We start from the raw sequence: 14,970 nt of genomic DNA on the forward strand, positions 1-14,970 counted from the left end.
CAACAACTAAAATATAACATCAAGTTTCCGCAACTCTTTCTTAGTAGTGGACTCCCGGGCGGCAAGAAACCGGGTTTTTTTGCGAGAATAATTCGTTACAGCCCGCCTCAACGGCCAAAAATCCCGTTGCTTTGGTTTTGAAGCGTCCAAGGCTGTTTCTGTAAGCGGATGACATACGGAAAGTCTCCAGATGTCACCTGATTAGAGATGATATCCAGAGACTTCCGTATCTCTACCCATTTATTGAGTAGTGAAATGTTCAACTACCCATTGATTTCTAATCAATAAAAAATTGCGATAGCTTTTTTCAGCAATTTGAACATTTTCTATTTTGAACGGGACAGACGGGGCTCGAACCCGCAACTTCCGCCGTGACAGGGCGGTGCTCTAACCAATTGAACTACTGTCCCTCGTTTTGCCGTTTTTTCAGGCACAATTTTTATTATGCCTATCACTTCACCTTTTGTCAAGAGCTTTTTTGAACTTTTATTTGGAAGCCCAAAATTTGAGTCTCTTGCAGGGGACTGAAGTTGTTGTCGCTCACTAAAATCAGACCTCTGCTAGCATCCGCTAGGGCGGGGCCAAATGTCAACCCCTCAATGTTGTCTAGGGGAATTTTCAGCGTTTCCAAATCCAGTAGCAGCCGTTTTTGAACGGGAGAAACCTCGCTGAGACGGCTTTTGAGGCTTTTGAGTGCTTCAATACGATCGCCCTTTTCCAGAGAAATCTCAAAAATTCTGATAGTTGTGCCGGTTTCCAGGGAGAAAGCACGCTCTAAACTCAGCAAGCGGTTATCGTCGATCGCCACCAAATCCGCTAAACCGTTGGTAGTTAATTTTCCCACAGGATTTGCACCAGGGGGTAGGGGTTCGGTGATGTAGAGAAACGATGCTTCTGGATTGCCACTCACCGCATCGTAGCGCAAAATCCGGCACGGGCTCCCGGTTTCCAGGGAAGGTACAGCGCCATCTTGTACCAAGGCGTTTTCGGTAGCTGTAAATAGGTATTTGCGATCGGGCGTTAAAGTTAAACTTTCAAATGATAGATTGTTGCGGATGCCTTTACTGCCCTTGTCGTCAGGCAAAAATAGTTCAGGAATTGCCAGCGTTTTCAGCAGTTTACCATCGAGGGAGAACTCTTTGATAAAAGGATTTATTTGGCGATCGACATCTCCCTCAGAAGAAACAAACACGCTATTGCCAGTAAAAGCTATCCCTTCGGGATCTAAACTTAATTCAGGAAAACCTTTGCCGTTTTCATCTAATAAAGTAGTGACTCCCGTAAAAGTAATTTTCTCTTTTTCCAGTTTCCCAGATTGCAAATTGATTTTGAGAGTATAGAAGCGCGCCGGAGCCTTGCTGCTGCGGTCATCAGAAATGGCATAATAAACTTGTTTCTCGGCATCATAACTAATGCCCGAAATTCCGCCAATTTCCGTCCCCTGAAACGGAGAACCTGTAGGAAATATTGCTCTGCCGATAAAATCTATTTTCGTAACGGCGAAAGATTTGGCTGACTGGTTTACCCAAATAGCAACACTTGCTGCTATCAAAAAACACACAATAAATATAGTTGCTTTTGCTAGCTTTCGCATTTTACCAATCAATACATTATTACCTATCTTCCTGTTCCCTTTCTTCCTTCGCGCCGCGACGAAAGCGGTTCATTAAATCAGAAAATCACGGCTCATGATTTAGCAAAAAATTGGTCAACCAATCTTTAACCACATAAGTAGCACGACAGTCGTCCTCATTGTAGCGGACGATCGCCTCCAAGAGCGATCGATCGCCGGTTTTAAGCCAATCGTCGTACCAGCAGACGCACTGAGCACCATTAGCCTTAGCATCTCGCCAGTCAAAACCCAGCCAGCGGGCAATTGGTTTGAGTGCGTAACTTTCCACCGGCATAATCGCTTTTTGCGTCACTTGTTTGTGAATATCTACAAACCGTTTCAGCACGGGTTTCCACAAATAAGCAGGAGTATTGTAAAGTTTGGCCAGCCGCTTAAAAGTCTTGACTTCGTAGTCGCAAAAATGGAAAATCGGAGCAATGGGATAAGCCCACATTAATTCTAAGAATTGCTGCCAGATGACACCTTCTTCTGCGGGTGATTCTGCTAAAAAACCGTGAAATTTTTGAGTATTGTTGTACCTGTCCACAACTAAGACTCCGTGGAGGTAATCCAAGTTTAACTCAGGTTCCGCTTCAATATCAAAGTAGAGTTCGATGGGGGCGATCGGCAAAAAGACAGATTGGGAATAGGGAATTGGTTTCTTGCGGAGAATTGGCGCAGGTATAGAAGATGTCGCAGGTTTATTTTCTGTAGTCTTTTCCAGAACAAGATTAACTTTTGCTAAACTCTTCTCAACCACTTCTGGTATAATTATAAATTGATTAACTTCTGCCTCTTCCCTTCTTCCTTCTTTCCTCACACCTCCATCCGTTAAATCCCCTACAGCGTTCGCTGCCGAACTTCTATCCGTTACATCCGTTACAAAATCCGTTGCCGAACTTCTATCCGTTACATCCGTTACAAAATCCGTTGCCGAACTTGCTTCTTCCCGCAACAGCGGTTGATTTAGCAAGTGCGATTTAGCTTGCTGCACTACATCAAAGGCAACTCTGTCGGGGAATTCTGGATACTCAGCTAGCAGTTCGGAACTAGCATTAGCGAGAGATTCTACATCAGTAATTTCGAGATTTTTTAGTCTAGAATAGCGGCTGGCAGTAACTCCCGGCAATAAGGAAAGATGTTTAATAGATTCGGCTTCTGCGTGACAGATAGTATACCAACCGCAAAGATTGCACTTTTGCCGGGAAATGAAAACCTCTGGTTTATCCCGATTTTCTATCATCTGAATGCAGTTGTCTAAAATCTCGAACATCTGAGGAGTTCGCTGGTCGAGATTCACCGCCCACAGCCCTTTTTTTCGCAGCATCAGCCACGCAGTATCGGGCATTGTTTCCTGCACAGAAGCTAAAACTTGGGCGTGAAAAGCTGCGATAATTTGATACTCTTGTTTTGGTCGCTTGCTAAGCCAAATATCCGCAGTAATATAACTCCAATCGCCAAATTTAGATTGTCCGGGCTGTTTGATTAATAAATGGGGGCGGCTGATTAGGGTAATGTTTGAAGAGGGAAGATTGCAGGATGAAAAATGAACGGGAGTGTCGTGGATTTCGCCAAATTCGGGGAAATACTGACTGTCAATTCCTACCAGAGAAGTTGTTGCGGCGTTGGTTTTGCCAAATTCGCCCCGGATCAGAACTCCTCGGTAAATACGATCGACCCCTTGCTGCATTAAACTCAATGTAGCGGCCGCACCAGCTTCCCAATCCCCTCTAGGATAATATGGTTGTTGGTAAGTCTCGTTTTCCAAAACTTGCTGCTGGTATGCCGCGCTGTCGCGCATCAGTTTCAGCAAAAAGTCGCTGGGGGGATCTAGTTGTTTCCAGTCTCCGCAGGTGTCTAAAAATGCTCGGAGATGGCATCGCTGATAGGAAAGTAGCAGTTTGTCAGTTATTAACATTTAGTATTCGCAAGGCATAGAGTATCAGGCAAAAGGTATAAAATTCACAGCATTAGTTATTCAATATTAACGCTATCAATAATTCCCCAAAAAAAATGACAAAGGACAATCACCGGCAACAATTCCCAGCTTTGGCCAATAAAGCTTATTTTAACTACGGCGGACAAGGGCCGCTGCCTGAGCCTGCTTTAGGGGCGATTTATGAGGCTTACAAACGGGTGCAGCTTGGGGGGCCGTTTTCGGGGGAGGTGGGGGCTTGGGTGGTTCAGGAGGCGATGCTGACGCGACGTGCGATCGCATCTGAGTTGGCTGTCCCTCCTGAAACCATCGCCCTGACTGAAGATGTCACCGTCGGCTGCAATATTGCGCTGTGGGGCATTGACTGGAAAGCAGGCGACCATTTGCTGCTTTCTGATTGCGAACACCCCGGCATTGTAGCTAGTGTAATGGAACTTCAGCGCCGTTTCAACATTGAGGTTTCGATTTGTCCGTTGGCGGCTACTTTGAATGAAGGTGATCCGGTGGCGGTGATTGCTGATAGTTTGCAGCCAAATACTCGATTGTTGGTTATCAGTCACATTTTGTGGAATACTGGCCAAGTTTTGCCTCTGGCTGAGATTGTAAAAGTATGTCACAAAACAGGAGTCAAAGTGTTAGTTGATGCGGCTCAATCGGTGGGGGTTTTGCCTTTGGATTTGATTGAGTCGGGGGTTGACTTTTATGCTTTTACTGGTCACAAATGGTGGTGCGGCCCGGAAGGTTTGGGGGGACTTTATGTGAGTGCGGAAGCTTTGGTAGATTTGCATCCGGTGTTTATCGGTTGGCGGGGAATTGTGACCGATGCTAATGCTAAAGTGCTGGGATGGAAGGCTGGATCTCAGCGCTACGAGATTGCGACTTCGGCTTATCCTTTGTATGCGGGTTTGCGAAGTGCGATCGCCCTGCAACATGAATGGGGTACGATCGAGGAAAGGTATGCAGAAATTTGCCGTTTGAGTAAGTATCTCTGGCAGCGTTTGTCGGAAATCAGTCATGTAGAATGTTTGCGGAAATATGCACCGGAAGCGGGTTTGGTTTCGTTTCGATTGACTAACGGGATGCCGCACAAACAGCTCGTGGATTTGTTGGAAAAACAGGGAATTATGGTGCGGACAATTCTGAATCCCGATTGCGTGCGGGCTTGCGTTCACTATTTTACAACTGAGGCGGAAATTGATAAGTTGGTTGGGGCGATCGCAAATCAATTAGTATAGTCTCTAGCTTGAGAATTATGCTAAAATTAAAACTAGATTTCAGCTCAAGTGCTTTATACCAGAGTTTTACAGTAACAATGGCTCTATTTTGGTTTGCACCTCTTCAATTACATCTTGAGATACCGACTCAACCAATCGAATACCGCGAGCTTTCCAGTCTAGACACTTGATTTGATCGGCAAGAATTACTCCCTGAACTTTCAATCCGGGGGGTAGGGGAACTTCAAAAGGATAGCCTTTTTGTTGTTTTGTAATAGGCATAAATAAAGCTAAGGAGCTTTTCTCATTGTAAGCACGAGGCGACAGGACAAAAGCAGGTCTAAGTCCCTTTTGCTCGTGTCCTTTAGTTGGGTCAAAGTCTAAATAAACGACATCGCCTCGACTCGGAATGTAGGGACTTGATTGTGTCACCAAACTTCTTTCCCTACAGCAACTCCAGTATCAATCTCATTATGAACATTGTCTGGCGTCATTGCCTCAACTAACTCCTCAAGGGAATACCGCCGACGAGTTATCGGCTCGATCGTCAGTTTGCCATCTATCAAGACAAGCTTCACTTCGGAACCCTCAGCCAAGTTAATCTCTTTAGCTAAATTCTGTGGAATCCGAATAGCTAGACTGTTTCCCCATTTTGTGATCGTCGCAACCATAGCTTGAACCTCTAGTTAGTGATATCACTCTGAGGAATTTACCCTTTATAAGAGAATGTATATACAGAGTATCTACAGTGTAGCGACTAAGCGGATGTTTGACAAGCACAGAAAATTTGATAAAAAAGGAAATCGCCCTTTCTCTAAAACAAGCAAAGGGCGATCGACTTTTTAACTCAACTAATTAATGACTGTGCCCGTGCCCGCCATGAGAATGCCCGTGATCACCATGAGAATGTCCGTGATCACCGTGAGAATGCCCACCGTGAGAATGTCCACCGTGATTGTGTCCGTGATCGCCATGAGAATGACCATGATCGCCGTGAGAATGGCTGTGTTCGCGGTGCGCCGAAGCCAAACTCGGATTAACAGCAACCGCAGTCTCACTCAACAACGCTTCAATCTGCGGATTTGCCCACTCAGCCGCCATTTTCAGAAACTCTGGATGGTCATTTACGCAAGGCAATTTGCGGTAAGTAACTCCTTGACGCTGTTTCTGCAAAGACTCAATAATGTGGTCTACATCTAACAAAGTTTCGTGATTTTCTGTCGCAAATCCGATCGGCATAAACACGATCGCAGTTGCACCCAAATCAATCAAATTCTTCGCAGCCAACGTCGCATCCGGCTGCGTCCATTCAATCAGCGGTGTGTCGTGATTCAGCCAACCCACCGAAATCAAAGGATAGCGATACATCAAACGTTCCCGCACGCGATCGTACAAAGCTTGACTTTCCACAATACCCGAAGTAAAGCCCTTCGCCTTGTGCGGACAACCGTGATTCATCAGCACAATCCCAATCTGAGAAGGCAAATGCGCTACAGCTAAATCGTTCTTAATTTCCTCTTCAACCAAATTCGCCATTAGCTGGATGTAAGCAGGTTCATCGTAAAAAGAAGGAATGTAGCGCTGTCCTTTTACCCAATGTTCCTTACCATCAAAGGTTTGTGCTAAAGCTTTATTCACCTGTTCGACTGCAATGCCGCTGGTGAAAACAGAATCAACAACCAACAGCGGATAAATCAGAATTTTGTCAAATCCTTCTGCTTTAATTTGCGGAATTACTTGTTCCGGCAAAAACGGCGCGCAAAAGTTAAAAGCTTTGAACACTTTTACTTTATCGCCCCATTTCTCCTGTAAATTCTTTTCAATCCCAGCGCGCTGCTGTTCAAAAATTGCATTGTGCGGCGAAACAAATTGACCGTGTTGGTGACTCCACTCGTGCAAGTCAAAGATTGCTAAAATCTTCGCCAGCGGCGGATAAATCCAAAGCGGTACTGGCGCAAACTTTGCCGTAAGCAAATTTAAAGCTTGTTCGTTGTAGTTGGCAAAATCGTCGTAGCTTTCGACTTCGCCGTAACCCATCAGCAATACAGCAACCCGATCGTTACTTGCGGGTGCTGCAGATGTTTTGTACTCGATTTTTTCTGGAGAAGCAACCACTTTGTATTCCTCAATTTTATTTATTCTAAGAGATCCAGGCAGGATGAAGGGTGAATCTGAGATTTTTCATTTTTTGCGATCGCACGACTGACGTGCGCGGGGCTGATTCCCGGTTTCTTGGCCCATACTTCCCGGTTAAACCTCTTATTTATCCTAGAAAGCGGATTGATGAGCATCAGTCCTAAGTAGGTTTTTTGACCAAGAATTTCAAAGGTGGTACCCGCCACGTGATTTATCCGTGGAATCAATCCCAAATCGAAAATCCTCAAGCCCCCGCATTTATCCGTGGGGTCAATCTAAAATCTAAAATCTAAAATCTAAAATCGATTGACCCTGACCCGAAATTCGTAGGGCAGCTAAGCTGGCAGGCCTCTAATTTTCACAATCCTGTTTCTTTAAGCTTTTGTGGGGTCGGCTTCGACGCCGCCAGAAAAGTTAAATCTAAATACAGAACTGCTTAAAACTAGAATCAGGCTTTGCTAAGCTTGACAGGGAATGGGGTCGGGGGGGATAAGTTTTATGTTTTCTTAAGACTCCCTCACCTTGCGTCAGATTAAAGCTGTTTGGAGCGTTCCCAGCTTTTAACTTGGGGGGATACTCTTCAAACTTGACTCTATTATCAGTTTAACACCCTATCCCCTGGGGTAGTATATGATATAGTTGGTATATGATAAAGTTATGTTGCGAACTATATTAACTTTCTTGACGAACTATGAGACTGGTAATTTGCCCCGGAGTCCACGAACCAAAGCTAACCGACTGTTTCCTGGCGGGACTTTCGGGGCTTTGGGGACTGGCAGCCGATCGCCAAAACCAGCAAATAGTCGATCGTGTCAAGATTTTTCCCGCTCATAAATATCCGCCTTTTTCATCTCTTGACATATTGCACTTTTTGTGCAGCGAAGAGTTAGCAGGAGAAAGTCTAGTATTTGTCAGCTTTTCGGCAGGAGTAGCCGGGGCGATCGGGGCCGCTTGGATGTGGCAGCAACTCGGCGGCAAAGTCGGGGCTTTTTTTGCCTTAGACGGTTGGGGAGTACCCCTGGGGGGCAATTTTCCCATCCACCGAATCAGCCACGATCGCTTTACGCACTGGAGTTCGGCAATTCTCGGTGGCGGTGGAGAAAGCTTTTATGCAGATCCCGCGATCGAACATTTGGATTTATGGCGAGATCCCCAAACGGCAAAAGGCTGGCACGTCAGCCAAACCGCCGCCGGCATTGAGACTGTCGCACCCACAACCGCAGCAAAATTTTTAGTCCACCTATTGAAACAATACGGAGTCCAATCAGTTGTTTAATCTTAATTTAGTATCATCCGCGATCGCACCTATTGCCACCATCGCCCGCCTCGACAATTCTGTCACTTCAGGCACAACAAACACCATCAAACAGTGGTTGATATTTAGTGCCTCAGCATTTTTAGTCTCAATTCCAGTCTTCGTGCAAGCACCCTTAGTGCGCTTATATCCAACTATCAGTTTGCTGTCAACTATCCCCTGGTTCGTTCTGAGTTTAATTCTAATTTTCCGCCCCAAAACACAACTTTGGGGAGATTTATTATTAGGATTTGCCGGATGTTGGCTGGCAGGTTCTATCTATTGGGGGTGGTTTAGATGGGAACCAATTTTACATCTACCTATAGAAGCAATTGGCTTACCTTTTGCTATTTGGTGCTTGGGCAAATCTTGGGGAAAAGTGGGCGGCTATTTTTATTTAGGTTCGCTCTTGGGCACTGCCATTACTGATTTATATTTTTATTTAACTGGGTTGATGCCCTACTGGCGGCAAGTGATGCACGCGGAACCGGAATTAGCAATGCCGATTTTTCAAAGTGCGATCGGTCAAATTGAAACTCCTTGGGGCATAGGCTGTGCTCTAGTTTTAATCGCTGTGCTGCTAACAGTCGGTTTGCTGAGTTTGCGCGATCGAGAACTGCACTGGCGCGCTTTCAGCGGCGCTGTGTTAAGCACGCTTTTGGTAGATGGTTTATTTTGGCTGGCTGCTTCTGCTGCTTAATATCTATGATTAGTTTTTATGTGGGTGATTTTTGACCGCAGATGTGGGCAGATTGACGCAGATTAACGCAGATTTTTTTGAGGGATGTAGTCTTGAGATTCCTGACTTTTTTAAGAAGTCGGGAATTTGGGTATTTACGGAACAATTATGAGTTAAAATCTAAAATCTAAAATCTAAGAATCCCAAATCAATATCATGTCTTTCATTTCAATTCGCGGTGTAGAACATTATTACGAGTGGATAACGGCAGATAACACGGCCCAACCTAGCGGGAAACCAGTGATGGTATTTCTCCACGGCTGGGCGGGATCAGCGCGCTACTGGGAAAGCACGGCCCGGGCTATTGCTGATGATTTTGATTGTTTGCTTTATGATATGAGAGGTTTTGGTCGATCGCCCTTGCCAAAAGAGCCTCCTGAGTCCAGCTACGAACTCGAAACCTACGCCCGCGACTTAGCGGAATTATTAGAATCTCTGAATTTAAGCCGCGTCTTTCTCAATGCTCACTCCACAGGTGCCTCAATTGCTACTTTATTTCTCAACCTTTACCCCGAAAAAGTAGAAAAAGCAATTCTCACTTGCAGCGGGATTTTTGAATACGATGAAAAAGCCTTTACAACTTTTCACAAATTCGGTGGCTATGTGGTAAAATTTAGACCCTCTTGGTTGGCATCCATCCCGTTTGCCGATCGGCTATTTATGGCCCGGTTTTTGCGCCGTTCCCTGCCCAGAGAGGACAGTCTGGCGTTTCTCAAGGATTTTTTAATGGCAGACGAGCAAGCTGCTATAGGTACAATGGTGACGGCCGTCAGCAAAAGAGCAGCCGAGGAAATGCCCCAAGAATTTGCACGGCTGAGTGTTCCCACACTGCTTGTGGCCGGAGAATTCGACCAAATTATCCCCGCCGTCATGGGAGAGCAAGCGGCCTCCCTCAGCAAAAAAGTAGAATTTGTTATAATTCCGAATACGGCTCACTTTCCGATGCTGGAGGATGCCGCAACATACTTGCAGCGAATTCGAGAATTTTTGCCAGCAGCGGCTTAGCTGAGTTATTGTTCATCTAATGTACGATCGGACAAGCAAGCTTTGAGAACGGCTTTTGCTCCGATCTTAATTTTTAATTCCTAATTTCTTAAAGCGAAAGGTGGTACAATGAACGACCTCGACCAATACTATAAAGTGCTGGGACTGTTGCCGGGAGCTTCCAGAGAAGAAATTAGCCAAGCCTACAAGGATTTAGCGTTCATTTGGCACCCCGATCGCATCCCTAAAGACAATCCCAGACTACTACAGAAAGCTGAAGAGAAGATTAAGGAAATTAATCAAGCTCGCGAACAATTGCGATCGATTCAACCAAGAGGTCAGAATCAGAACGTTCAGCAAAAACATACTCAGCACAAACACACCCAGCACCAAAACACCCAGTACAGAAACACCCAGCACCAAAACACCCAGCAACAAAACGCTCAGTACAGAAACACTCAGCAACAAAACACTCAGCAACAAAATACTCAGTACAGAAATACTCAGCAACAAACTACCCAGCAACAAAATACCCAGTACAGAAATACTCAGCAACAAAATACCCAGCAACAAAATACTCAGTACAGAAACACCCAACAACCCAATACTCAGCAACAAAATACTCAGTACAGAAACACCCAGCAACCCAATACTCAGCAACCCAATACTCAGCAACCCAATACTCAGCAACCCAATACTCAGCAACCCAATACTCAGTACCAAAACAATCCGTACCAAAACAATCCGTACAGAAATACTCAGTATCCAAACACCCAGCACCAAAACACCCAGCCACCACCGACCAACCCAAAAGAACCCCGCTACTCTTCTGAACCCTCTTCAGGAAAATATGCTGGAAATTATGGGGGAAACTATGGGGGAAACCCTGCAGGGCCCTATTCAGAGGCGTCCCGCTACCAATCGCAGCCGCCGCCATCTCAGTCATCTCAGTCTTACCGCCAAGCTGGGCCACAAGCTCCCGATTTGAGCGGTTCCAACTTCCAAGGAGCTTCCTTAAAAGAAAAGGATTTTTCAGGAAGAAACTTGAGCAATGCAAACCTGAGTGAAGCCGACTTAAGTGATGCTTTTCTACACAACGTCAATCTCACAGGCGCGAATTTGCACCAAGCAAACTTGTTCAGGGCCAATTTGTTAGGAGCTTGTTTGATCAATGCCAACTTGAGAGAAAGCAACTTAATCGGAGCCGATTTGAGCGGTGCTGACTTGAGCGGTGCTGACTTAACAGGAGCGAAAATCGGTTATGGCGATCGAGTTATGGTCAAACTTACCCGGACTACATTAACAGGTACAATCTTACCCGACGGTACTGTTCATAGCTAAATTATTTAGTTTTTAGTCAGTGGTGGTAGACGCGGGTTTTACCCGCAATATTTGCTGCAACTCCAAATACAAAAAAATTCGCCCTTCGCCGCGAATTTTGGATAAAAACTTATATTATGTCCGCTAAAACAACCGCAATAAAATTGGTTCGTAGTGAGGGAATTAGTCCTCAGAGTTTTATGAGGACTTGCATTCCTCGCTGCGTACCCATAATGGTTAAATTACTTGACATGATATTACGCGATCGCGATCGCACAAACCAACTTTTTTTACCCGGTTCAAGAACTGCAACGAGGTCTTTTCGTTCATCAAACCCCGTTTCCGTATCCAACACGGCCAATCGAGATTCATATTACAGCAACCGCCAAAATGCTTCCTGTTCTATTTTTTCCTTCTTCCTTCTTCCGACGGACATCCGTTACATCCGTTACATAATCCGTTGCCGAACTTCCTTCCGTTATTAATTACTTCCGGCACGGCGATTGCGTAACTTTCGTCCAGCAGCCAGCATAGCGCCTCCCGCCATCAAACCCCCCACAGTCATCGGTTCGGGAACCGGCTCAGGTTGAACCGTCCCCACAGAACCGCCTTTAATAAATACAGCAGAATCTAACTTGCCATCGCCCACATCTTTAATGCGGATACTGAGAACATTCGTCTGATTTTGCTTGAGCAAACCCTCAAAACCTAAAACTTTAGTAAAACCGTCGAGCTTAACAATGTTAGCAGCAATACCTGTGAAACTTGGGTTGTCAATATAGTCGGGGTGATCTTTAGAGCGATTATATGGCTCTGGAACAAGATTATTAATCGTAACTGTTTTTCCGTCGCTCAATTTTGCCAAATTAATGCCGTTCAGCAGCAGTTCAAAATCGTCATTATATTCTTTATAAGCGCCGAACTCAGGAAACTCCTCAGAAGCAAATACGTATTCAAAGAACAACTTTTGAACCGTGGTATCAGCAAAAAAGCTGAGGTTTAGCTGAGTCACATCTCCCTGTTCACCCTTAGCACCAAAGTCCGTGCTTAAATCGCTGTCCAGTGTCGTGAAGTTATCTTGCCGATTCTGACCCGGTATATCGGCGACTCTACCAGTGCTGAGAACCACACCTGATGTCAAACCGAAGGGGTCATTAGTGAAAGTACCAAAAGCAGCCGAATTACCCCTAATTGAAACAGAGAAATTACTCAACCCGGCTGTATTAGCCCCCAATAAATTATTTTTTAAAGTCTCAGTGTTATTAGTTGCCCCTACCGAAAATGCCATTGCTGGCGCTGCCAACAAACTCAGAGCAGTAGTTAATGTAGCTGTTAATGCAGCAATTTTGTGAGTAATTATCATAAATTTTTCCTGGAAGATACAAACCTGATTCTCTGCACAACTTAATTTTTACATTATATAAGTATCAATGTCTAGTGCCTTTACAATAACTTTACACATAAGTGTATATACGCTTTCTGTGCTTATTCTTTTTGGTAGTTCTTGGCAATTAGTCAGCTTATAAACCTCAGCGCAAAAATACGGATGCAAAAATACACGTACACAGACTAATAATTTCATGGCTTACGCACGGTAAACCCAAAAAACCCGGTTTTGATACCGTTGGCGCTCTTCAAAATGACTAATGACTAATGACTAATAGCTAATGACTCATGAGTCATGACTAATAGCTAATGACTCATGACTCATGAAAGATGACCTCCCCCAAAAAACCTATACCGTGCCACGTATTCCTGTCGTATAGAAATCAAAATTTTTGACCCTAGTTCAACCTCGCAGATTCATCTGTGGAGTAAATCTAAAATCGTTGAGTCGCCGAAGTCTCACCTCCGTCTAAAATCTAAAATCTCTAATCGACTGACTGATGACTAAAACCCCCTTGCTTCTCCTTCCCCGCGCCGATCGGCAGCCCCTTCCAACCAACCGTCTGCAGTCAGGACGATCGCATTGGCATTGCCCCAGCCGTCACGTTCGAGAATCAGGTGTCCCCGCCGCCGCAACTCCGAAAGCGTCGCAGTCTCAAAACTTCCCCGTTCCACCATCAGGCGATCCGGTTGCCACTGGTGGTGTACGCGAGGTGCAGACACAGCATCGCCGACATTCATGTCGTAAACCAACACATTAAGCACAATTTGCAGCACTGTGGTAATAATCGTGCTGCCTCCAGGAGCCCCCGCAGCGAGGCGAAATTTGCCATTTTCTGTCACGATGACCGGCGTCATGCTAGATAAAGGAGTTTTGCCCGGGACGATCGAATTTGCCTCCCCGCCCACCAAACCAGAGGACAAATTCGGCACTCCCGGCGCGGCTGCAAAATCATCCATCTCGTTGTTGAGCAAAATTCCCGTACCCGCGGCCACGGCTCCAGCCCCAAAACCCCCATTGACGGTAAACGTTAAGCTTACTACGTTGCGCTCTTTGTCAACTACCGTCAGGTGGGTAGTTTCGGGAGACTCCCACAGCAGACGGTTCAAAGTTTCAGCGTCAACAGCCTTTACCTCGCTGGAGGGTCTGGCTTTTGACATTTGGATTTGCGATCGTCTCAATTTGCCATAATTGCTGCTAGTCAGAGCTTTGACCGGTACACTTACAAAATCCGGGTCGCCCAAATACTCAGCCCGATCGGCATAAGCAATCCTCATGCTCTCGGCGAGCAAGTGCAAAGTATCTGGACTTTGCCTCCCCAACCTCTTGAGATCGGTATCTCCCAGAATATTTAAGATTTGCAACAAATGAACGCCGCCGGAAGAAGGAGGCGACATCGCGCAAATTTCGTAAGTGCGAAAGTTGCCGCAAACCGGATTCCGCCAAATCGGCGTATAGTTTTTCAAATCTTCCAGAGTGATAAGGCCGCCATTTTTAGCCATGTCGGCGGCGATCGCCCGCGCAATGTCTCCGGTATAAAAACTTTGCGGATTTTGTGCAATCTGTCGCAAAGTCCGCGCCAAATCGCGCTGCACCAAAAGCTCACCCGGCTGGTATAAAATGCCACCGCGAGTAAAAACCTCACGCGCCGCCCGGTTTTTTTTGAGCACATCCTGTCGTCGCTCGGTAGCCGTGGTAAAGCGCGAACTTACCGGAAAGCCTTTTTCAGCCAGGGCGATCGCCGGGGCCACCACCTGGGCCCAAGGCAACTTACCATACTCGCGGTGCACCGTATAAAGTCCAGCAACAGTACCCGGAATACCCGCCGCCAAATGCCCGTCCCGACTTGCCCTTGGGCGCACCTTACCTTGCTTGTCGAGGTACATATCCCGCGCCGCCCGTTTCGGAGCTCGTTCCCGGAAATCCAGCGCTTGCACAGTCCCCGTTTCGGCCCGCCGCAGGAGCAAAAAACCCCCGCCGCCGATACCCGCCGAAAATGGCTCCACCACCGAAATCGCCAAAGCGGTAGCAGCCGCCGCATCCACTGCATTGCCTCCCTGTTGCAGCAGGGCCAGCCCCGCAGCGCTCGCCAGAGGGTGAGCCGAAACTGCCATTCCCTGTTTGCTGCGCTGTTGCTGCAAGGTGGTCTGTAGCTGCTGCTGGCAGCCGCCCAACACCAAGACTGTTAGGCAACAAGTATAAATTTGCACTTTGCTCAAGAACTTTGGCAACATTTTTTACAGATGAGGCGAGGATTTTTTATAGTATACTTTTAGAAGCATCTTCCCTAAAACCTAGCGGTCCTGAGTTCAACCGCAAATAAATTACCTGTGATGGCAGATGGGGAA

The 14,970-nt window shown here is 46.1% G+C and carries 12 protein-coding genes and 1 tRNA gene; 5 read left to right on the top strand and 8 right to left on the bottom strand.

Features of this window, described 5'->3' with window-relative positions; all coding sequences use genetic code 11:
• Positions 1-336 precede the first annotated feature (336 nt).
• The 3 genes from QUB77_RS23135 to QUB77_RS23145 all read right to left on the bottom strand — a co-directional run bounded on the left by QUB77_RS23135 (position 337) and on the right by QUB77_RS23145 (position 3,530).
• Positions 337-410: transfer RNA gene (locus tag QUB77_RS23135), tRNA-Asp, on the bottom strand.
• A 56-nt stretch (positions 411-466) separates the two neighbouring features.
• On the bottom strand, positions 467-1,594 hold the full coding sequence (locus QUB77_RS23140; RefSeq protein ID WP_333323546.1) for an esterase-like activity of phytase family protein: 1,128 nt from the start codon (positions 1,592-1,594) through the stop codon (positions 467-469).
• An 85-nt stretch (positions 1,595-1,679) separates the two neighbouring features.
• Positions 1,680-3,530, bottom strand: coding sequence for a TM0106 family RecB-like putative nuclease (locus QUB77_RS23145; RefSeq protein ID WP_333177672.1), 1,851 nt, complete (start codon positions 3,528-3,530; stop codon positions 1,680-1,682).
• Between the two features lie 95 nt (positions 3,531-3,625).
• On the opposite strand from QUB77_RS23145, the gene QUB77_RS23150 reads away from it, so the two are divergent.
• Positions 3,626-4,783 carry an aminotransferase class V-fold PLP-dependent enzyme gene (locus tag QUB77_RS23150; RefSeq protein WP_333177669.1) on the top strand — a complete coding sequence of 386 codons (1,158 nt, stop codon included), beginning with the start codon at positions 3,626-3,628 and terminating at the stop codon, positions 4,781-4,783.
• Between the two features lie 66 nt (positions 4,784-4,849).
• Here the strand turns inward: QUB77_RS23150 and mazF are convergent, their stop codons facing one another.
• The 3 genes from mazF to QUB77_RS23165 form a co-directional block, all read right to left on the bottom strand.
• Complete coding sequence (gene mazF, locus QUB77_RS23155) at positions 4,850-5,194, bottom strand: endoribonuclease MazF (protein ID WP_333177666.1); 345 nt, start codon at positions 5,192-5,194, stop codon at positions 4,850-4,852.
• Positions 5,191-5,433 carry an AbrB/MazE/SpoVT family DNA-binding domain-containing protein gene (locus QUB77_RS23160; RefSeq protein WP_333177665.1) on the bottom strand — a complete coding sequence of 81 codons (243 nt, stop codon included), beginning with the start codon at positions 5,431-5,433 and terminating at the stop codon, positions 5,191-5,193. The genes mazF and QUB77_RS23160 overlap by 4 nt, the downstream gene beginning before the upstream one ends.
• A 184-nt stretch (positions 5,434-5,617) precedes the next feature.
• The gene (locus tag QUB77_RS23165) at positions 5,618-6,877 is read right to left on the bottom strand and encodes a ferrochelatase (RefSeq protein ID WP_333177662.1); all 1,260 of its coding nucleotides are present in this window, start codon (positions 6,875-6,877) and stop codon (positions 5,618-5,620) included.
• A gap of 712 nt (positions 6,878-7,589) precedes the next feature.
• On the opposite strand from QUB77_RS23165, the gene QUB77_RS23170 reads away from it, so the two are divergent.
• From QUB77_RS23170 to QUB77_RS23185, 4 genes are all read left to right on the top strand, one after another.
• Entirely contained in the window at positions 7,590-8,174 is a 585-nt protein-coding gene (locus tag QUB77_RS23170) for a hypothetical protein (RefSeq protein ID WP_333177660.1), read from the top strand.
• Positions 8,167-8,892: a DUF3120 domain-containing protein gene (locus tag QUB77_RS23175; protein WP_333082351.1), complete on the top strand. Its 726-nt coding sequence runs from the start codon at positions 8,167-8,169 to the stop codon at positions 8,890-8,892. The genes QUB77_RS23170 and QUB77_RS23175 overlap by 8 nt, the downstream gene beginning before the upstream one ends.
• Positions 8,893-9,087: 195 nt before the next feature.
• Positions 9,088-9,936, top strand: a complete 849-nt coding sequence (locus QUB77_RS23180) for an alpha/beta hydrolase (RefSeq protein WP_333177658.1) — start codon at positions 9,088-9,090, stop codon at positions 9,934-9,936.
• Positions 9,937-10,044: 108 nt separating this feature from the next.
• Positions 10,045-11,256 carry a pentapeptide repeat-containing protein gene (locus QUB77_RS23185; RefSeq protein WP_333177655.1) on the top strand — a complete coding sequence of 404 codons (1,212 nt, stop codon included), beginning with the start codon at positions 10,045-10,047 and terminating at the stop codon, positions 11,254-11,256.
• A 460-nt stretch (positions 11,257-11,716) separates the two neighbouring features.
• On the opposite strand, the gene QUB77_RS23190 is transcribed toward QUB77_RS23185, so the two are convergent.
• Both QUB77_RS23190 and ggt read right to left on the bottom strand, forming a co-directional pair.
• The gene (locus QUB77_RS23190) at positions 11,717-12,598 is read right to left on the bottom strand and encodes a choice-of-anchor L family PEP-CTERM protein (RefSeq protein WP_333177652.1); all 882 of its coding nucleotides are present in this window, start codon (positions 12,596-12,598) and stop codon (positions 11,717-11,719) included.
• A gap of 527 nt (positions 12,599-13,125) precedes the next feature.
• The gene (ggt, locus tag QUB77_RS23195; RefSeq protein WP_333177650.1) at positions 13,126-14,856 is read right to left on the bottom strand and encodes a gamma-glutamyltransferase; all 1,731 of its coding nucleotides are present in this window, start codon (positions 14,854-14,856) and stop codon (positions 13,126-13,128) included.
• Between the last annotated feature and the right edge of the window lie 114 nt (positions 14,857-14,970).

This window comes from Microcoleus sp. AT9b-C3 (assembly GCF_036705485.1).
GTDB lineage: Bacteria > Cyanobacteriota > Cyanobacteriia > Cyanobacteriales > Microcoleaceae > Microcoleus.